Source organism: Micromonospora sp. DT81.3, from assembly GCF_049847225.1.
In the GTDB taxonomy this organism is placed as follows: Bacteria; Actinomycetota; Actinomycetes; order Actinomycetales; family Microbacteriaceae; genus Microbacterium.
On the sequence record NZ_JBNCNY010000004.1, the window covers coordinates 68,293 to 87,396 of the forward strand.

Consider the following 19,104-nt stretch of genomic DNA (forward strand, 5'->3'; position numbering starts at 1 on the left):
CGCACCGTCGCGTCCAACCGAAAGGCGCCGTCCATGCAGTTGATCGAAGCGATCATCCTCGGCCTCGTGCAGGGCCTCACCGAGTTTCTGCCCATCTCATCCAGCGCACACCTGCGCATCATCGGCGAGTTCCTGCCGTCCGCGCAGGATCCGGGCGCCACGTTCACCGCCATCACGCAGCTCGGCACCGAGACGGCGGTGCTCGTGTACTTCTGGGGAACGATCACCCGCGTGATCAAGGCGTGGTTCCAGGCGCTGGGCGGCAAGATCCCCCGCAACGACCCGGACGCCCGCATGGGCTGGCTGATCATCATCGGCACGATCCCCATCGGCGTGCTGGGCTTTCTCTTCCAGGACGTCATCCGCGGTACCTTCCGCAACCTGTGGCTCGTCGCGGTCGTCATGATCGTGTTCGGCCTTCTGCTCGGCGCGGCCGACCGCTACGGCAAGCGAACGCGCGAGCTTCCCGACCTGACCTACCCGCACGGCCTGGGCCTCGGCTTCGCGCAGGCGTTGGCACTCATCCCCGGCGTCTCCCGCTCCGGGGCCACCACGACGCTCGGACTGGCGCTGGGCTACACGCGTCCGGCCGCCGCGGAGTACGCCTTCCTGCTCGCGGTGCCCGCCGTCTTCGGCAGCGGCCTGTACGAGCTCATCCAGAGCTTCGAGGAGCAGGGCGGCCCGTACGGGCCGATCGACACCGCCGTCGCGACGGGCGTCGCCTTCGCGGTCGGCCTCGGCGTGATCGCGTTCCTGATGCAGTACCTCAAGCGCGGCAGCTTCCTGCCGTTCGTGATCTACCGGCTGGCTCTGGGCGTTCTGCTGATCGTGCTGCTGAGCACCGGGGTGCTCCAGCCGTACTGATACCCGCAGCCAGACGGTCCCTGAGCCTGTCGTGGGGTCAACGGCGCGGGTCGTCGCGACCGGGCTTGGACGGCCCGTCGCCGCCGCGGCGGAGGTAGCGCTCGAACTCCTGGGCGATCGCATCCCCGGAGGCCTCCGGCGAGTCCCACGTGTCGCGGGTGCGCTCCAGCTGGCGGATGTACTCGGTCATCTCCTCGTCGTCAGCCGCTGCCGCGTCGATCGATGCCTCCCACGCGGCCGACTGCGTGGCCAGTTCCCCCCGGCTCACCTCGGCTCCCGTGATGTCCTCGAGGCGGTCGAGCAGGGCGAGCGTCGCCTTCGGAGAGGGGGTGTGCCCGGCGACGTAGTGCGGCACGCTCGCCCAGAGGCTGGCGGAGGGGATGCCGGCCTGCTCGGCCGAGTGCGCCAGCACGCTCAGAATGCCGACCGGGCCTTCGTAGGTGCTGCGCTCGAGCCGGAGCTCATCCCGCACCCGTTCGTTGTCGCTGCCGGCGAAGATCGAGATCGGGCGGGTGTGCGGCACGTCGGACATCATGGATCCGAGCGCGACGAAGCCCGTGATGTCCTCGCGGAGGGCGACGTCGACGAACTCCGTGGAGAACGCCTGCCACGCGCGAGCGGGCTCCACGCCCGTCAGCAGCCAGAGCTGAACACCGCGACTCGGCTTGACCGGTCGCAGCAGCGTCGCCTCGGGCCAGCGCAGCTCGCGGTTGCCCTCCCCGTCGATCGCGACGGTGGGTCGCGTGTACTGGTAGTCGAAGTAGAGCTCCGGGTCGACGGAGAACACCGGCTCGTACGAGCCCTCGTCGCGAAGCTGCGCCACCGCTGAGGAGGCCGCCTCGCCGGCGTCGTTCCAGCCGTCGAACGCGGCCACGATCACCCTGCGTCCCAGTCCGTCCACCACACCTCCAGCGCCCGCCGCGCGGGTTCCCTCCAGGATAGGCGCACGGTCTCCGGAGCGGGCGGCGGCATCCCGCCCGGTAACCTGATGAAGTGACAGCGCCCCTTCCTCCGCGCGCCGTGCTGTGGGACATGGACGGCACGCTCGTCGACACCGAGCCGTACTGGATGGCGGCGGAGTACCCCCTCGTAGAGGGCTTCGGGGGCACGTGGTCGCACGAACAGGGCCTCCAGCTCGTCGGGCTGGGGCTCGAGGACTCGGCGCGGATCTTCCAGAGCGCCGGCGTGCGGATGGGCGTGCACGACATCATCGAGACCCTGACCGACAGCGTGCTGCGTCGGGTGGCTGCGGACGGGGTTCCGTTCCGTCCCGGCGCGCGCGAGCTGCTCCAGGACCTCAAGATGGCAGGCATCCCGACCGCGCTCGTCACGATGTCGGTGCGTCGCATGGCGCAGAGCATCATCGAGCTGATCGACTTCCCGGCGTTCGACGTGGTCATCGCCGGCGATGAGTCCACGCGTCCGAAGCCCTTCCCCGACCCCTATCTGCAGGCCTGCGCCGCGCTCGGCGTCGACCCGAGCGAGACCGTGGCGATCGAGGACTCCCCGAACGGCATCCGCTCGGCCGTCGCATCCGGCGCGGTGACCCTCGGCGTGCCGCACATGGTCTCGCTGCAGGGTGCCGGCGCCGCCGGCCTCTGGCCAAGCCTCGACGGGCGCACCGTCGACGACATCGCGCAGTTCCATGCCGCGCACACAGGAGCGAAGAGATGACGGATGTCGACACCCGGCCGAGCGGACCCTTTCGGCTCGGCGATCGCGTGCAGCTGACCGGACCCAAGAACCGGCTGCACACCGTGACGCTGCGACCGGGCGGCGAGCTGCACACCCATCACGGCGTCCTCAAGCACGAGGCTCTCGTCGGGCTTCCCGACGGATCCGTGGTCCCCAACAGCGCTGGTCACGAGTACCTCGCCCTGCGGCCTCTTCTGCGCGACTTCGTGATGTCGATGCCGCGCGGGGCCGCGATCATCTACCCGAAGGATGCCGCGCAGATCCTCGCGCAGGCCGATGTGTTCCCCGGTGCCACCGTCGTGGAGGCGGGTGTCGGCTCGGGCGCGCTGGCACTGTGGCTGCTGCGGGCCATCGGCCCCGAGGGGCGCCTCGTCTCGTTCGAGCGACGCGAGGAGTTCGCTGATGTCGCGAGGGCGAACGTCGAGACGTTCCTGGGAGAAGCGCCCCCATCATGGGAGGTGGTGGTGGGAGACCTGGTCGAGGAGCTGCCGGATCACGTGGCGGCCGGAAGCGTCGACCGCATCGTGCTCGACATGCTGGCGCCGTGGGAGTGCATCGACGCGGTCGCGGATGCCCTGACGCCTGGGGGAGTGGTGCTCTGCTATATCGCGACGGCCACGCAGCTGTCCCGTGTCGCGGAGTACATCCGCGGCACAGGCCTGTTCACCGAGCCCGATGCCAGCGAGACCATGGTGCGCGGCTGGCACGTCGAGGGACTCGCCGTGCGGCCGGATCACCGGATGGTGGCGCATACCGGATTCCTGCTCACGGCCCGGCGCCTGGCGCCGGGGTCGGTGCTGCCGGAGGTCAAGCGCCGCGCGTCGAAGTCCAGCTACGGAGACCAGGACGTCGAGCTCTGGACGCCTGGGGCCGTCGGTGACCGCGACATCACCGACAAGAACCTCCGCAAGCGCGTCCGCGAGGCGCAGCGCGCCGCGGACGGCGCTCGCCTCGCGGCATCCGCTCCCCCCGCAGACGACTCCCGCTCACAGCCGCAGATCGCGCCGGAGCCGACCGAATAGACTGAAGCGCGTGCGTAGAATCCCCGCTGTCCTGGCCGTCTCGGCGCTCGCCGCTCTGACCCTCGCCGGGTGCTCCTCGTCCGGTTCCGCGAGCCCGGACGGATGCACCCGACCGGCCTCGGACGGGGCCGCGGCCGATCTCGTCACGGTCTCCGGTGACACGGACTCCGCTCCGGAGGTCGACGCATACACGCCGCTGAAGGCCAAGTCCACCACGTTCGCCGACATCGAGACGGGCACCGGCGCCGCCATCACCGAGGACGGCCAGCTCGTCGTGCTCGATCTGACCATCGTCAACGGCACCGACGGCGAGACGCTCTTCCAGACGGCCTACGACGGCTCGAATGCCCAGGTCGTCCCGCTGTCGGACTGGACCGGGGCGGTCCCGGGGCTGGGCGACGCGCTGGAGTGCGCCACCGAGGGGTCCCGGGTTGTCGCCGTCATCGCCCCCGATGACATCGACGCCGGCGCAGCGTCCACGATCGGCCTGGCGGAGGGCGACTCCGCCGTGGCCGTGGTCGACGTGCGCAAGGTCTACCTTCCCAGGGCCGACGGCAGAGACCAGTTCGTCGAAGGCCGGGGGCTGCCCACGGTCGTCCGTGCGGCCGATGGCACGCCCGGGATCATGATCCCGGATGCCGCCCCGCCGAACGAGGTCGTCGTGCAGGTGCTCAAGAAGGGCGACGGCGAGGTCGTCACCGGCGATGACCCCGTGCGCGTCCACTACACCGGTGTCACGTGGGCGGAGAAGGAGGTCTTCGACAGCTCCTGGGGCAAGGAGCCCGTATCGCTCACGGTCGAGGGAGTCGTCGAGGGCTTCGGGCAGGCGCTCGAGGGTCAGACGGTCGGTTCGCAGATCCTCGTGGTGATCCCGCCGGAGGCCGGCTACGGCGACCAGGCGCAGGGCAGCATCCCGGCGAATTCGACGCTGGTGTTCGTGATCGACATCCTCGGCATCGACGCCGCCCCCGCGCAATAGTCAAGGGGGCCGGAACCGGCGCGAGGCCCGTCCTAGGATGGGGTCGTGCCCACCAAGATCCCTCCTGAGGAGCGCCTGCTGAGCCTCACGGTCGCCCTGATGGCGAGCCGTTACGGGCTCACCAAGGAGCAGGTCCTCTCGAGCGTCTCGGGGTACCGCGAGAAGCGATCGGAAGGTGCCAGCGCCGACGCCCTCGAGAAGATGTTCGAGCGCGACAAGGACGAGCTCCGCCGCCTCGGCGTGCCGATCCAGACCCTCGGCGACAACGCCGACCCGGACGACCTGCGCGAGGCGCGCTATCTCATCCCAAAGACGGACTACGTGCTGCCCGAGGACATCGTCTTCACTCCCGCCGAGGTCGCCGTGCTGAATCTCGCAGGGGCGGTGTGGAGCCAGAGCTCGATGTCGACCGATGCGCGGAGCGCGCTCCGCAAGATCCGCTCGCTCGGCATCGACGTCGATGAGCCCATCATCGGCTACGCGCCGCGCGTGAGCCTTCGCGATCCCTCGTTCGCCGCCCTGCAGACGGCGCACGAGCAGTCGCGCGTCGTGCGGTTCTCCTACGTCAAGCCCGGCGACGACGCGCCTCGGGTGCGCCGCGTCGCCCCGCTGGCCCTGATCGAGTTCGAGGGCCGGTGGCACGTGTTCGGCATCGACCTCGACATCGAGGAGGAGCGCACCTTCCTGCTGACGCGCATCGTCGGGCCGGTCGAGGTGACGAGGGAGACCTTCGACCCCTCGCTCCGGGAGGGCGCTGGGACCCGTGCCGAGGAGGGGCTGCAGGATGTCGCCCGCCGCAACATCGCGGTGCTCGAGGTGCGCCCGGACACCGAGGCCGCGCTGCGCCTGCGGCGGGGGACCGTCGACGGCGCCACCGTGCACGTCCCGTTCGTCGACGTGCACGTGCTGGCCGACGAACTGGCCTCGTACGGTCCCGAGGTCCGCGTGCTCGAGCCCGCCGGCCTGCGCCACGAGGTCATCGCGCGGCTCCGGCGCACCATCGATGCCCACGCCGCTGCCCACACCATCGGAGGTGCCCCGTGAACGGTCAGAAGCCGGCGCTGCTCACGTCCGACCGCGTCTCGATCGTCATGACCCTGGTGCCCTATCTGATCGAGAAGGGGCCGGTGCCGGTCGCCAAAGCGGCGGCCGACTTCGATGTCTCGCCGCAGGTCATGCGCAAGATGGCCGAGGGTCTCACGCTGATCGGCCTCCCGAGCGGCATGGACAACGACCTCTTCGGGATCGACTGGGACCTGCTCGACGAGCACGACGAGCTCGCCCTCGACCTCGACCACATCGTCGCCTTCGAGCGCGCCCCTCGCCTGACATCCCGTGAGGCCGCGGCCCTGCTCGCGGGACTTCAGCTCGCGCAGTCCCTTCCGGGCGTCGCGAGCCGGGGCGTCGTGGCCGGGCTCATCGCCAAGCTCGCGCGCGGCGCCGGCGCGCCGCCCGCCGAGCTGGTGCTCACCGCCGACCCGGTCGACGAGGTGCGGGAGGCGGTCATGGATGCCCTCGACCGGGGCGTCGCCGTGTCGTTCACCTACCGGCGGCCGGATGCGGCATCGGCGACGACGCGCACCGTCGACCCCGTGCGGGTGCTGATCAACGACGCGCAGTGGTACCTGCGTGGCTGGTGCCACATGAGGCAGGACATCCGCACGTTCCATCTCGATCGCGTCAGCGACCTCGTCGTCACCGACATCCCGTCCGGCCGGCACGATGACCCGGAGACCCAGGTCTTCTCGGGAGACGGGGGAGACCTCGAGATCCGCGTGACCTACCCGAACCACCTGGCACCGCTGCTCGGGCAGTATCTCGATCACGCGGTGGTCGAGCAGGGCGCGGGGCGTTCGTCCGCAACACTCCGCGTCGCGGACGAGCAGGCGCTGAAGCGCCTCGCCGCGCGACGAGGCGGAGCGGTGGTCATCGAAGAGCCGGAGGCGGCCAGAGTCGCCGCCGTCGAGTGGGCAGAGGCCGGGCTCGCGCAGTATTCATAGACCGTACACAGGGCTGCAACGGCGGCGGCGCCGGGGCGGAGCGTTAGACTGTCGGTACGCCCGCGAAAGGAAACGACCATGTGGCAAGGACTCACCGGATGGCACCTTCTGATCGTCCTGGCGGTCATCCTGCTGCTCTTCGGCGCAGCGAAGCTTCCCGCTCTGGCCAAGAGCATGGGTCAGTCCGCGCGCGTCTTCAAGGGCGAGATGAAGGCGATGAAAGAGGATGACGCGACGACCGCCCAGTCCGTAGAGGCACCCGCGACTCCCAGTGCGACGGGAACGCCGACGCCCGGGACGCCCGTGCGCGCGCCCGCCGACTCGTCCGGCGGAACCGCCGAATCCAAGCAGTAGGGTGGCCGTGGCCACGGCCAACCCCCTAGGCGTGCCTCAGCCGGAGGTCCCTCGGCGCGACAAGCGCATGTCACTCGGCGCGCATCTGGTGGAACTGCGGCGCCGCCTGCTGATCTCGGTGCTCGGACTCATCGCCGGCATGGTGATCGCGTTCATCGTCACGGACGCCATCATCCAGGTGCTGACCGACCCCATCCGCCTCGTGGCCGAATCGCGCGGCGATGCGGACCAGGTCGCTCTGATGTTCACGACGGTCACGAGCGGTTTCGAGCTGCGCATCCGCATCTCGGTCGTGGTGGGGCTCATCCTCTCCGCGCCCGTCTGGCTGTCGCAGATTTGGCTCTTCGTCATGCCCGGCCTGACGCGGAAGGAGACCCGCTACACGTGGGGCTTCCTCGGCGCCGCGATTCCGCTGTTCTTCGCGGGCACCTACGTCGGCTGGCTGATCGTGCCGCACATCGTGGAGCTGATGGCGACCTTCGTGCCGGACGGCGGAAGCCTGTTCTACGACACCACGTACTACTACGACTTCGTGCTCAAGCTGCTGCTCGTCGTCGGCGTCTCGTTCGTGCTTCCCGTGTTCCTGGTGCTGCTCAACCTCGCCGGGATCATGAGCGGCATCGCGATCCTCAAGGGGTGGCGGGTCGCCGTGCTCGTGATCACGCTGTTCGCCGCGATGGCGACCCCCGCGGCGGACGTGGTGTCGATGCTCATGCTCGCGGGCATCATGGTGGTGCTGTACTTCGCCGCCGTGGGTGTGGCACTGCTCTTCGACCGGCGCCGATCCAAGCGCGAGCAGAAGCTCCTGGCCGACGGACCTCCGGCGTGAGCACGCCGTCGCCCGCGGAGCGCTACGCGGCCGCGAGCGAGGGCCGCCGGCATCCGATCACCGCGAAGTTCGCCGAGGCCCAGAGGTTCTCGCTCGACCCCTTCCAGGTGGAGGCGTGCCGCGCGCTCGAAGAGGGGCGCAGCGTGCTGGTCGCGGCGCCGACCGGTGCCGGCAAGACGATCGTCGGCGAGTTCGCAGTGCACCTGGCGATGCTCGCCGATGGCGACAAGGCGTTCTACACGACGCCGATCAAGGCGCTCTCGAACCAGAAGTTCCGCGAACTCCAGGACGTGTACGGCGCCGAGAACGTCGGCCTTCTCACGGGTGACACCAACATCAACGGCAACGCGCGCATCGTGGTCATGACGACCGAGGTGCTGCGCAACATGCTGTACGCCGATTCGTCGGCACTCCGCGGCCTGCGTTTCGTGGTGATGGACGAGGTGCACTATCTCGCCGACCGTTTTCGCGGCGCGGTGTGGGAGGAGATCATCATCCACCTGCCGCAGTCCGTGCGGCTCGTCTCGCTCAGCGCGACCGTGTCGAACGCCGAGGAGTTCGGCGACTGGCTCGACACCGTCCGGGGCGACACCGAGGTGATCGTCTCCGAGATCAGGCCCGTGCCGCTCGAGCAGCATGTGCTCGTGCGAGGCGACCTGCTGCCCCTCTTCGATGACCGCGCGGGCGTCGCCACGGCGCAGGTCAACCAGGAGCTCATGCGCATCCGGTCCTTCAAGGGCCAGAACTTCGAGGAGAACCGGCGCGTTCAGAACGCGAACAGCCGACGGCAGCTCGGAGAGGTGAGCCGTCGTCCGAACCGGGGCGGGCGCCGCCCGGTCCGGCCGGGAAACGTGCAGCGCATCGAGCGGCTCGATCGGCCGGACGTGGTGGAGCTGCTGGCCCGCGCCAACCTCCTTCCCGCCATCTTCTTCATCTTCTCCCGCGCCGGATGCGAGGGCGCTGTGCAGCAGGTGCGCCGCGCCGGTGTGCGGCTGACCTCTCAGGAGGAGCGCACCGAGATCCGGGAGATCATCGAGGAGCGCACCCGTGCCCTGCACGACGAGGACCTCGCCGTGCTCGGCTTCTGGGAGTGGCGGGAGAACCTCGAGCGGGGAGTGGCCGCACACCACGCCGGTCTGCTGCCGGCCTTCAAGGAGGTCGTCGAGGAGCTGTTCAAGCGCAAGCTCGTGAAGGTGGTGTTCGCCACCGAGACGCTGGCCCTCGGCATCAACATGCCGGCGCGCACCGTCGTGCTCGAGAAGCTCGAGAAGTTCAACGGCGAAGCGCGGGTCGCGATCACGTCGGGCGAGTACACCCAGCTCACCGGCCGGGCCGGCCGGCGCGGCATCGACGTCGAGGGCCATGCCGTCGTGCAGTGGACCGAGGGCGTCGATCCTCAGCAGGTCGCTGCCCTCGCCTCTCGGCGGACGTATCCGCTCAACTCCAGCTTCCGGCCGACGTACAACATGGCGGTCAACCTCATCGACCGGTTCGGGCGTCCGAGAGCGAGGGAGATCCTCGAGTCGTCCTTCGCACAGTTCCAGGCCGACCGCGCGGTCGTGGGGCTCGCCCGTCAGGTGCGCGAGGGGGAGGAGTCCCTCGAGGGCTATGCAAAGGCGATGACCTGCGACCGCGGCGACTTCGCCGAGTACTCGGGCATCCGCCGCGAGCTGAGCGATCTCGAGAAGCAGAACCGGGTCGACGCCGGCGTATCGCGCGGAACCCGGGAGCGCCGCCAGCAGCAGATCGCCACGCTTCGCAAGCGGATGCAGCGGCATCCGTGCCATCAGTGTCCCGACCGGGAGCAGCACGCCCGCTGGGCCGAGCGGTACTGGAAGCTCAAGCGCCAGGTCGACAAGACACGCAGCCAGATCGAGCAGCGCACCGGTACGGTCGCGCGGATCTTCGATCGCGTGGTCGATGTGCTGCAGGCCCTCGACTACGTGCGCATCGACGACGAGGGCGCGACGAGCCTGACGCCAGCGGGTCGCACGATGCGCCGCATCTACGGGGAGCGCGACCTGCTCGTGGCGGAGTCCCTGCGGCTCGGACTCTGGAAGAGCCTGGATGCCGCATCCCTTGCGGCGGTCGCCTGCTGCCTGGTCTACGAACCGCGGCGGGACGAGGCAGGGCCCGACGAGCGCGGGTGGCCGCGCGGCCCGTTCCGCGTCGCGCTCAACGAGACGCTCGAGCTGTGGGCCCGCCTCGACGACCTCGAGCAGGACCACCACCTGCCAGGGTCGGAGGCCCCATCCGCCGGACTCGCGCAGGCGATGCACTCCTGGGCGAAGGGCATGCCGCTGGACCGGGTGCTCGACGAGGCCGACATGGCCGCCGGCGACTTCGTGCGGTGGGCGAAGCAGACCATCGATCTGCTCGATCAGCTCTCCATCGTCGCCGAGGACGGCAACCTCGGCCGGACGGCCCGGAAGGCCCTCGACGCCGTGCGCCGCGGCATCGTGGCCTACTCGAGCGTATGAAGCCGCTTCTGCCGCTGTGGGCGGCGCTGCTCGTTGCGGCCGCCGCCGGCCCGATCCTCGATATGGCGTATCCGTCCGTCGGGGCATGGCCCGTCGCCTTCATCGGCGTGACGATGTCTCTGCTCACGCTCATCGGGCGGAGCGCCTGGGGATCCCTGGCGGTCGGCCTCGTCTTCGGCGCGTTCTTCTACTTCGTGCACATCGCGTGGATCACCCGCTACCTCGGCGTCGTCCCGTGGTTCGCGCTGGGCGGGCTCGAGACGCTCTTCATGGGACTGGGCGCCATCCCGATAACTCTGGCGTACCGCTGGATGCCGCGGGCGCTTCCGGCCCGCTGGGCGCAGCTCACGCTGCTGCCGCTGCTGGTCGCCGGACTCTGGACCGCGCGCGAGCTGTTCATGGGGTCATGGCCGTACACCGGCTTCCCATGGGCGCGCCTGGGCATGAGCCAGTCCGAGAGCCCCTTGGCGCACGTCGTGTCCTGGCTGGGCGTGGCCGGGCTGACGTTTCTGATGGTCGCGCTCTGCGCCGCGGCGATCGAGTGGGGGCGCAACGCGCAGTTCAAGGACCTGCGCACGGCGCTGCCCTCCGGCGTCCTCGCGCTGCTGGTGCTCGCCACTCCCGCGTGGCAGACGTCCACGGCGGGCGAGCTGCGGGTCGGCAGCGCGCAGGGGAACGGCCCGTCCGGCTACTTCGATGAGCGAGCGCAGAACGCCGTGCTGCAGGCTCAGGTCGATGCGTCCGTTCCGCTGTTCGGCGAGGACCTCGACGTGCTGCTGTGGCCCGAGGGTGGCATCGACTCGGATCCGCTCCGCAACGAAGCGACCGCGAGCGTGCTGGATGCGCTGGCGGAACGGGTGGGCGCGCCGCTGCTCGTCAACGCGGCCACCACCCGCCGAGAGGACATCTTCAACACGTCGATGCTCTGGGTCGGCGGGGAGGGTGCGGTGCAGCTGCACGACAAGCGCAACCCCGTGCCGATGGGGGAGTACGTGCCCGATCGGCCGTTCTTCGAGGCCCTCGCCCCCGACCTGATCGGCCTCATCCAGCGGGAGTACACGCCGGGCACGAACCCGCCGCTGATCGACCTCGACGGCGTCGGGATCGGCCTGGCGATCTGCTTCGACGTGATCTACGACGGCGTCATCTGGGAGGGCGCCCGCGACGGCGCCCAGGTCTACATGTTCCAGACGAACAACGCCGACTTCCGTGACACCGACGAGAACCTGCAGCAGCTCGCCTTCGCCCGGATGCGGGCCATCGAGACCGGCCGATCCGTGGTGAACATCTCGACCGTGGGAACGAGCCAGGTCATCGGCCCCGACGGCATCACCCTCGACACGCTGCCGGCGGGCGAGGCGGGCCAGATGCTGACGGATGTCGAGCTCCGCACGGGCCTCACGCCGGCGGTGCTGCTCGGGCCGTGGGTGCAGGTGCTGATCGGGTGGGGGAGCGTCGCGGCGCTGGTCGCGCTGGGCCTCACCGTCCGCCTCCGCGCACGCAAAGAGACGCCGGCCCCGAAAGGGCCGGCGTCTCTGAACGATGCGCTGGTCTAGGCGCCGATCTTCTCCGCCGTGACGTCTTCACCGGCGCCTCGACGGGCGCGGATGAAGGCGAGGCGCTCTTCGAGCAGCTCCTCGAGCTCGGCGCGGCTGCGGCGCTCGAGCAGCATGTCCCAGTGGGTGCGGGGAATCTTGTCCTCGCTGTGGTCGATGACCGCCGTGCCTTCCCCGATGCGGAGAACCGCTTCGGCACCGCACGTGCGGCACTCCCACGTCTCGGGCGCCTCGGCGTCGGCCGCGAAGGTCAGGGTGGTGTCGCGCCCGCACACCGTGCAGGCGTAGATGTGTTGGGTGCGCTCCATGAACACGACGCCCTCTTCGCTCTGTAAGCTCTGGGCACCGAGTCGGATGCCGCGCAAACTGCGGTCTGCCATTGTGTGGTCCTCTCGTCGCTACCCAGGTATAACGTCCTAGTCTGAGCGCATCATCCGAACTGCGGCCATTTTCCGCCCTTTCCCAGTCAATGCACAGCAGCCCTTGTGGCAGCCGCATCCGCGATCTACAATGCGGGCCCTCCGAAGGCACGGAGCGCCGCGTCTGCTCGGTCGGTGACGACGGCATCGACCCCCATGTCGACGAGCCGTCGCATCTGATCCACGTCGTTCACCGTCCACACGTGAACCTCTACGCCCAGGGCGTGCGCCACGTCGAGCAGGCGGGGCGTGAGCAGGCGCAGCCGCCCATGGCGTTCGGGGATCTGGAGCGCGTCGATGCCCTCCAAAGCTCGTACCGCGAGCGGACGCGAGCGCAGCGAAACGGCCATCACCACATCCAGGATGGTGCGGCTCCCCGCCGACGTGGCGGGGCGGATGCCGGCACCGGCGTCGACGGCGGCGTCCACGGCGGCGCGGCGGCGGGCATCGGAGAAGCTCGTCACCAGGACCCGATCGGCGTGCGGCGCGACGATGCGCCCGACCGACGGCGCGGCGTCGGCCGCCTTGACATCGAGGTTGAACCGCACGCCGGGAAAGGCGTCCAATGCCTGCGCGAGGGTGATCAGACCACCCCGCGGCGCCATCAGCTGCTCGAGCTCTCGCTCGGTCACCTCGGAGACCAGCCGCCGGTCGCCGGTCACGCGCTCGAGGCCCGGATCGTGGAACAGCACGACCGTGCCGTCGACTGTGCGATGGCAGTCCGACTCGATGTAAAGGGCTCCGGCGGCGTGGGCGGCGGCCACGGCGGCGAAGGAGTTCTCCGCGATGCCGTGACTCGCGGCATCCGCCGTCACCAGCCCGCGATGCGCCAGCACCCGGGGGAGCGCGGCTCCGGCCAGGTAGGGATGGGGGCTCACGCGAGGGGAGGGGGAGGCCTGTTCTCGTCGCGCTGCGCCGAGAAGCCGCCGGCGATGCCCTTGAGCGCATCGGTGAGCTCGCTGGGCACGATCCACAGTTTGCTCGAGGCGCTGTCGGCGATCTTCGGCAGCGTCTGGAGGTACTGGTAGGCGAGCAGCTTCTCGTCGGCGTCGCCCCGGTGGATGGCGTTGAACACCATCTCGATGGCTTCGGACTCGCCCTGAGCTCGAAGGACGGCGGCCTGCTTGTCGCCCTCCGCCTTCAGGATCTCCGCCTGCCGCTGTCCCTCCGCCGTGAGGATCGCGGACTGCTTCGTCCCCTCTGCGGTGAGGATGAGCGCCCGGCGGTCCCGCTCGGCGCGCATCTGCTTCTCCATGGAGTCCTGGATGCTGTGCGGCGGGTCGATCGCCTTCAGCTCGACGCGGCCGACCCGGATGCCCCACTTCCCCGTGGCCTCGTCGAGAACGACACGCAGCTGCCCGTTGATGTTGTCGCGACTGGTGAGGGCCTCTTCGAGATTGAGCCCGCCGACCACGTTTCGCAGCGTCGTGGTGGTGAGCTGCTCGACGGCGCCGAGGTAGTTGGCGATCTCGTAGGTGGCGGCGCGGGCATCGGTGACCTGGAAGTAGACGACGGTGTCGATCGAGACGACCAGGTTGTCCTCGGTGATGACGGGCTGGGGCGGGAACGAGACCACCTGTTCACGCATGTCGATGAGCGGGCGCACCCGGTCGATGAAGGGCACGAGGAGGTTCAGTCCGGGCATCAGAGTCTTGTGGTACCGGCCGAGGCGCTCGACGACGCCCGCCGTGGCCTGCGGGATGATCCGGATGGAGCGCACGATGATGACCAGCACGAAGACGAAGACCGCGAGGGCCAGCACCCACCCGATCACCGTGGGGATGTACTGCGTCACTTCGGTCACGCTTGCGGCGGTTCTCACAGCTGTGGCTCGCTCTCGGAGGTGATGGCGCCCTCGGCCGGCGTCACCAGGGCGGTCGCGCCGTCGATGGCCGCGACGGTCACGGAGGTGGCGGGGGGAAGTTCGTGGCCATGGGTGCGAGCGGTCCAGACATCGCCGTTGCTGAGCTTCACCTGTCCGCTCAGGCGGGAGACCGTCGAGATGACCTGCCCGTGAAGGCCGATCAGGGCCTCCACGTTGCTCTTCGCGGGGTCCTCACCGCGGCGCAGTCGTCGCAGGAGCGGTGGACGGATGGTGAACAGCAGCACGGCGGCCGCCAGGGCCGCGATGATCACCTGCAGCCAGACGGGCGCTCCCAGAAGGTCTGACAGAAGTCCGACGATCCCTCCGATGCCGAGCATCAGGAAGGTGAAATCGAGGGTGAGCATCTCGATGATGAGGAAGGCGGCGATCAGGACGAGCCACCCGATCCATGCGTACTGTTCGATGGTCTGGATGAGCTCCACGGTGTGCCTCCCTGCTCTCGAACCTATCACGGTGGTCCTTTCGGAGGACGGGATCCGAGGCCGCCGGAGCCCGTTCCGAAGTGGCCTCGGCGGTGCCGGTTGGTAGGGTCGAAGGGCCCCTCGCGAGCACCTCGGAGGGGCGCGACCGCGTACGAGAAACCGAGGAGTCACCCGTGTCCGAGTCCCTTGCACCAGGATCGCTGAGCGGCAGGACCGCGCTCGTCACGGGGTCGTCCCGAGGGATCGGAGCCGACACCGTCCGCCACCTCGCGGCGGCGGGCGCCGACGTCGTCATCAACTTCCGCAACAAGGCGCCGCGGGCCGAGAAGCTCGCCGCGCAGCTGCGCGAGACGGGGGTCCGCGCTCTCGTGGTCGGCGCCGATCTCACCGATCCGGCATCCGTCGCGGACATGTTCGACGAGGTGCGGCGCGAGTACGGAAAGCTCGACATCCTGGTGCTGAATGCCTCCGGAGGCATGGAGTCGGGCATGGCCGAGGATTACGCGCTGAAGCTCAACCGCGACGCTCAGGTGAACGTGCTGCAGACGGCGCTGCCGCTGCTCGGCGACGGCTCTCGGGTGGTCTTCGTCACCAGCCACCAGGCGCACTTCATCGAGACGACGCCGACGATGCCCGAGTACCTCCCGGTGGCTCTCTCGAAGCGAGCGGGCGAGGACGCGCTCCGCGCCCTGATCCCCGAACTCGAGGGGCGCGGAATCGAATTCGTGGTCGTCTCGGGCGACATGATCGAGGGCACCATCACGGCGACGCTGCTCGAGCGGGCGAACCCGGGGGCGATCGCCGGACGTCGCGACGCGGCCGGCAAGCTCTACAACGTCGACGAGTTCGCCAGGGAGGTCGCGCTGGCCGCCGTCGAACCCGTGCCGGCCGGCAACACCCGTCTCGTCGGCGACACGAGCGACTTCGAAGGAAGGTGACGATGCGCCCCGCCGACATCGACAAGCTGGTCTCCGTCTCCCGGCCCACGGTCGCGCCCGACGGATCGTTCGCGATCTTCGCGACGTCGCGCCCGGATGCCGCCGCGAACCGGAACGTCGGTCAGCTGTGGCGCGTGGAGCTCGACGAGCCGGGAGCACCGCGCCGCCTCACGCGGGGCGTCGCGGATTCGTCACCGCGGCTCGCGCCCGATGGCGGTCTCGTGGCGTTCCTGCGTGGCGACGAGAAGAAGCGGCCGCAGCTGCATGTCGTCGCCGCCGCCGGGGGAGAGCCGGTGCAGGTCACCGACCAGCCGCTGGGGGTGGGCTCCTTCGACTGGGCGCCGGACGGAGCGCGCCTGGCCTATTCGGCGCGTGTGCCCGAGAAGGGGCGCTACGGCTCCGTGGAAGGGCTGGATGCCGACGCCGAGGCGCCTCGGCGCATCACGGGCATCCGGTGGCACGCCAACGGTCTCGGGTACATCGCCGACCGGCCCGCGCAGGTCTTCGTCGTGGATGTGCCGGATGTCGGGGCGGAGCCGCTCTACGCCCCTGCTTCGTCCGTGCTGCCGGAGGGTGCCCAGGCGCCGAAGAAGCCGGCCGTCCCCGCGGAGTCCATCCAGGTCACGTCCGGCGTGGCCGATCACGGCAGCGTCGTCTTCTCGCCCGACGGCTCCGAGGTGCTGACCGTGGTCGATGAGATCGAGGGGCACCGCCGGGATCTCCGCTCGCGGCTGGTGGCGGTGCGCGTCGACGGCTCGGGCGAGCGCGAGGTTCTCGGCCGCACGGCGAACCTGTCTTTGTCGGATGTCGTGGTCGCCGAGGACGGCGCGATCGCCGTGCTCGCCTCGGACGTCGGCGCCGAGGGCATCGATTTCGTCGCGCCGGGCGTGGCACTGTGGCTGCTCGAGGAGGGCGGTCCCCGACGGATCACCGATGCCGACACCGTCGATCTCGGCGAGGTGGGCAGTCACATCACGCCTCTCGGCGACGACTTCCTCGTGCAGAATCGCACGCGCGGCCGGGTGCACCTTCTGCGGATCACGCGTGCCGGCGAGTCTGCGGCGGTGATCGGCGGAGACGTCGAGGTCGGTGGCCAGGATGCCGCGGGTGAACGCATCGTGGCGACGCTGGCCCGGCCCGACACGTTCGGCGAGCTCGTGCTCGTCGAGAACGGCTCCGTCCGCCCGCTGACCGACTTCGGGGCGGAGCTGCGGCGCGCGCGGCTGGCTCCCGTGCGCGAGCTGACGATCGACGGACGCGACGGCTACCCGGTGCACGGCTGGGTGGCGGTGCCCGACGGCGAGGGGCCGCACCCCGTCATCCTCATGATCCACGGCGGTCCGTATGCCACGTACGGCATCCACCCCTTCGACGAGGTGCAGACCCTGGTGGACGCCGGCTACGCCGTCGCCTACTGCAACCCGCGCGGCTCCGCCGGGTATGGACGCGAGCATGGCCGCAGCATCCGCCAGGCCATGGGGACCGTCGACTTCGCGGACGTTCTCGACTTCCTGGACGGCGCGGTCGCGTCGGACGACAGGCTGGACGGCGCGCGCGTCGGCGTGATGGGCGGGTCGTACGGGGGCTACCTGACCGCGTGGGTGATCGGGCACGAGAACCGCTTCGCCGGCGCCATCGTGGAGCGGGGATTCCTCGACCCCGTGTCCTTCCAGGGCACCAGCGACATCGGATCGTTCTTCGGCGACGAATACGTCGGGATCGACTCGGAGGCGATGCAGCGGCAGAGTCCCATGGCGGTGGTGGGCAAGGTGCGGACCCCCACGCTCGTCCTTCATTCCGAGCTGGACTTCCGCTGCCCGCTCGAGCAGGCGACGCGGTACTACTCGGCCCTGAAGCGCAACGGCGTGGATGCGGAACTGCTGATCTTCCCCGGCGAGAATCACGAGCTGACGCGGTCCGGGCAGCCCCGGCACCGTCTGGAGCGCTTCGACGCGGTGCTGGACTGGTGGGCGCGCAAGCTGCCGGCTCGCGCCTGATACCACGAGCGCCCCATACGCTCACGCAGAAGGGCCCGGTACACGTCCCGGGCCCTTCTGCGTGCGTGCCTCGGTCAGGCCCGGCTGTTGCCGAACGTGAACGCGCGCACGATCTGGATGATGCCGAGCACGACGAGCCCGATGCCGAGCAGCCACCAGAGGACCGCCGCCCCGTAGAGGGGGGAGAAGAGCAGTGCGATACCGGCGATGATGCTGATGATCGCGAAGAAGACGGTCCAGCCCTTCGATCGGGCGTCCCCGAGGGTCGAGAGGGCCACCACGCCTTCGACGATCCAGAGGATACCCACGAGGATGCCCGCGAAGGTCGCGAACCACGCGGCCGTCTGACTCAGGTTCGCGAATGCGACCACGCCGGCGATGATGAACAGGATGCCGAGCACGATGTGGCCGAGGCGGGACCAGCCGCGCTTGTTCTTGGAGAAGATCCCGAGACCGGCGTACACCAGGCCGGCGGCGATGACGTAGACGGCGATGATCGCCGTGACGACGACCGCGGACTTGCCCGGCCAGACCAGGATCGCGATACCGACGATGAGGGAGATCACTCCGCCGAGACCGAGGGCGGTACGGATGCCGTTGAGGGCCGCCGTATCCTCAGAGCGGGGGGTTGCAGAGGACATGAAAGTGCCTTTCTGGGAATTTACTGTGAGTGGCGTCCCTCAGATTACGCCTTCCCGGCGTGGCGCCCCCGCACATTTCAGTGGCGCGTCACATCACGATAAGAGCACGGATACGAGCAGCAGCACGGGGATGCAGCCGATCGTGGTCAGGAAGATCGTGTCGCGGGCGATCGTCTCGCCGACGTCGTACCTCTGCGCGTAGTTGAAGACGTTCTGGGCGGTGGGAAGGCTCGCGAGCACGACGACGATCAGCACGCCGGTGGGGGAGAGGTGGAAGACGAAGGCACCGAGCGCCCACGCCACGACAGGCATCGCGATCAGCTTCAGCGCGGTCGCGAGCACGATGTCGCGACGACTTCCCGCCGAGGTCAGCACGCGCTGGCCGTGCAGCGAGATGCCGTAGCTGATCAGCATGATCGGCACGCACGCGTTGGCGATGAGCGTGAGCGGATCGAGCGCGATGGGCGGCAGCTCGATGCCGGACAGCGACACCAGCACGCCGAGTGCGGAGCCGATCAGCATCGGGTTGCGCACCGTCTGACGCATGATGCGCCCGAACGACTTCGCTCCTGAGGTGGCGGCATCCAGCAGTGCCAGCGAGATCGGCATGAAGACGAGCAGCTGCACGAGGATCACGGGAGCCGAGTAGGCGGCGTTGCCGAGCAGGTAGAGCGAGATCGGGATGCCGATGTTGTTCGAGTTGACCATTCCGCTCGAGAGCGCCGCCACCACGGTGTCGCCCAGTCCGCGGCGCCACAGGAGGCCACTGAACACGGCCTGCACGGCGAACACGACGATCGCCGCGAGTGCCGACACCGGCAGCAGCGACGAGAAGAGCGTCCGGACGTCCGCGCCGGCCAGCACGACGAAGAGCAGGAAGGGCGACAGCACGAAGAACGTCAGGCGGCTCAGCACGAAGCGCGCGTGCTCGCCGAGCAGGTCGAGCCGTCCGAGGATGTAGCCCACGACGATCGCGAGTCCCACGACGACGAATCCGGTGAACACGCCGATCATGGCAGACCC

The 19,104-nt window shown here is 69.5% G+C and carries 19 protein-coding genes; 12 read left to right on the plus strand and 7 right to left on the minus strand.

All coding sequences use genetic code 11. The annotated features are described in order from the left end of the window. The first annotated feature begins 33 nt into the window (after positions 1-33). Positions 34-864 (plus strand): undecaprenyl-diphosphate phosphatase, encoded by an 831-nt coding sequence (locus tag ACPW96_RS10505; RefSeq protein ID WP_425883032.1) that lies wholly within the window; start codon positions 34-36, stop codon positions 862-864. A 37-nt stretch (positions 865-901) separates the two neighbouring features. Here the strand turns inward: ACPW96_RS10505 and ACPW96_RS10510 are convergent, their stop codons facing one another. Continuing rightward, entirely contained in the window at positions 902-1,765 is an 864-nt protein-coding gene (locus ACPW96_RS10510; protein WP_425818174.1) for a PAC2 family protein, read from the minus strand. A gap of 92 nt (positions 1,766-1,857) precedes the next feature. Between ACPW96_RS10510 and ACPW96_RS10515 the strand changes: the two genes are divergently transcribed. From ACPW96_RS10515 to lnt, 9 genes are all read left to right on the plus strand, one after another. After that, positions 1,858-2,538, plus strand: coding sequence for an HAD family hydrolase (locus ACPW96_RS10515; RefSeq protein WP_425818176.1), 681 nt, complete (start codon positions 1,858-1,860; stop codon positions 2,536-2,538). Next, a complete protein-coding gene (locus ACPW96_RS10520; RefSeq protein ID WP_425818178.1) occupies positions 2,535-3,581 on the plus strand; it encodes a tRNA (adenine-N1)-methyltransferase in 1,047 nt (348 codons plus the stop codon). Before ACPW96_RS10515 ends, ACPW96_RS10520 begins: the two co-directional genes overlap by 4 nt. Before the next feature lie 10 nt (positions 3,582-3,591). After that, positions 3,592-4,560, plus strand: coding sequence for an FKBP-type peptidyl-prolyl cis-trans isomerase (locus ACPW96_RS10525; RefSeq protein ID WP_425883034.1), 969 nt, complete (start codon positions 3,592-3,594; stop codon positions 4,558-4,560). Positions 4,561-4,605: 45 nt separating this feature from the next. Next, positions 4,606-5,604: a helix-turn-helix transcriptional regulator gene (locus ACPW96_RS10530; protein ID WP_425818182.1), complete on the plus strand. Its 999-nt coding sequence runs from the start codon at positions 4,606-4,608 to the stop codon at positions 5,602-5,604. Beyond that, a complete protein-coding gene (locus ACPW96_RS10535; RefSeq protein WP_425883036.1) occupies positions 5,601-6,560 on the plus strand; it encodes a helix-turn-helix transcriptional regulator in 960 nt (319 codons plus the stop codon). The genes ACPW96_RS10530 and ACPW96_RS10535 overlap by 4 nt, the downstream gene beginning before the upstream one ends. A gap of 78 nt (positions 6,561-6,638) precedes the next feature. Next, a complete protein-coding gene (tatA, locus tag ACPW96_RS10540; protein ID WP_425883038.1) occupies positions 6,639-6,914 on the plus strand; it encodes a Sec-independent protein translocase subunit TatA in 276 nt (91 codons plus the stop codon). A 7-nt stretch (positions 6,915-6,921) separates the two neighbouring features. Then, complete coding sequence (gene tatC, locus ACPW96_RS10545) at positions 6,922-7,743, plus strand: twin-arginine translocase subunit TatC (protein ID WP_425883040.1); 822 nt, start codon at positions 6,922-6,924, stop codon at positions 7,741-7,743. Next, the gene (locus ACPW96_RS10550) at positions 7,740-10,223 is read left to right on the plus strand and encodes a DEAD/DEAH box helicase (protein WP_425818189.1); all 2,484 of its coding nucleotides are present in this window, start codon (positions 7,740-7,742) and stop codon (positions 10,221-10,223) included. The genes tatC and ACPW96_RS10550 overlap by 4 nt, the downstream gene beginning before the upstream one ends. Further along, the gene (lnt, locus tag ACPW96_RS10555; protein ID WP_425883042.1) at positions 10,220-11,779 is read left to right on the plus strand and encodes an apolipoprotein N-acyltransferase; all 1,560 of its coding nucleotides are present in this window, start codon (positions 10,220-10,222) and stop codon (positions 11,777-11,779) included. The genes ACPW96_RS10550 and lnt overlap by 4 nt, the downstream gene beginning before the upstream one ends. On the opposite strand, the gene ACPW96_RS10560 is transcribed toward lnt, so the two are convergent. The 4 genes from ACPW96_RS10560 to ACPW96_RS10575 all read right to left on the minus strand — a co-directional run bounded on the left by ACPW96_RS10560 (position 11,776) and on the right by ACPW96_RS10575 (position 14,505). Beyond that, entirely contained in the window at positions 11,776-12,159 is a 384-nt protein-coding gene (locus ACPW96_RS10560; protein WP_425818193.1) for an RNA polymerase-binding protein RbpA, read from the minus strand. The genes lnt and ACPW96_RS10560 overlap by 4 nt on opposite strands. Positions 12,160-12,284: 125 nt before the next feature. Beyond that, on the minus strand, positions 12,285-13,076 hold the full coding sequence (locus ACPW96_RS10565) for a glycerophosphodiester phosphodiesterase family protein (RefSeq protein ID WP_425883044.1): 792 nt from the start codon (positions 13,074-13,076) through the stop codon (positions 12,285-12,287). After that, positions 13,073-13,993 carry an SPFH domain-containing protein gene (locus ACPW96_RS10570; protein ID WP_425883046.1) on the minus strand — a complete coding sequence of 307 codons (921 nt, stop codon included), beginning with the start codon at positions 13,991-13,993 and terminating at the stop codon, positions 13,073-13,075. Before ACPW96_RS10570 ends, ACPW96_RS10565 begins: the two co-directional genes overlap by 4 nt. A 23-nt stretch (positions 13,994-14,016) precedes the next feature. Continuing rightward, entirely contained in the window at positions 14,017-14,505 is a 489-nt protein-coding gene (locus ACPW96_RS10575; RefSeq protein ID WP_425818199.1) for an NfeD family protein, read from the minus strand. 173 nt (positions 14,506-14,678) lie between these two features. Here ACPW96_RS10575 and ACPW96_RS10580 point away from each other — a divergent pair, with 173 nt between their 5' ends. Both ACPW96_RS10580 and ACPW96_RS10585 read left to right on the plus strand, forming a co-directional pair. Continuing rightward, positions 14,679-15,443, plus strand: a complete 765-nt coding sequence (locus ACPW96_RS10580) for an SDR family oxidoreductase (RefSeq protein WP_425818201.1) — start codon at positions 14,679-14,681, stop codon at positions 15,441-15,443. Between the two features lie 2 nt (positions 15,444-15,445). Then, on the plus strand, positions 15,446-17,440 hold the full coding sequence (locus ACPW96_RS10585) for a prolyl oligopeptidase family serine peptidase (RefSeq protein ID WP_425883048.1): 1,995 nt from the start codon (positions 15,446-15,448) through the stop codon (positions 17,438-17,440). A gap of 74 nt (positions 17,441-17,514) precedes the next feature. Here ACPW96_RS10585 and ACPW96_RS10590 read toward each other — a convergent pair whose 3' ends face one another. Beyond that, positions 17,515-18,081 carry an HdeD family acid-resistance protein gene (locus ACPW96_RS10590; protein WP_425818204.1) on the minus strand — a complete coding sequence of 189 codons (567 nt, stop codon included), beginning with the start codon at positions 18,079-18,081 and terminating at the stop codon, positions 17,515-17,517. A gap of 93 nt (positions 18,082-18,174) precedes the next feature. After that, positions 18,175-19,095, minus strand: coding sequence for an AEC family transporter (locus ACPW96_RS10595; RefSeq protein ID WP_425883050.1), 921 nt, complete (start codon positions 19,093-19,095; stop codon positions 18,175-18,177). Between the last annotated feature and the right edge of the window lie 9 nt (positions 19,096-19,104).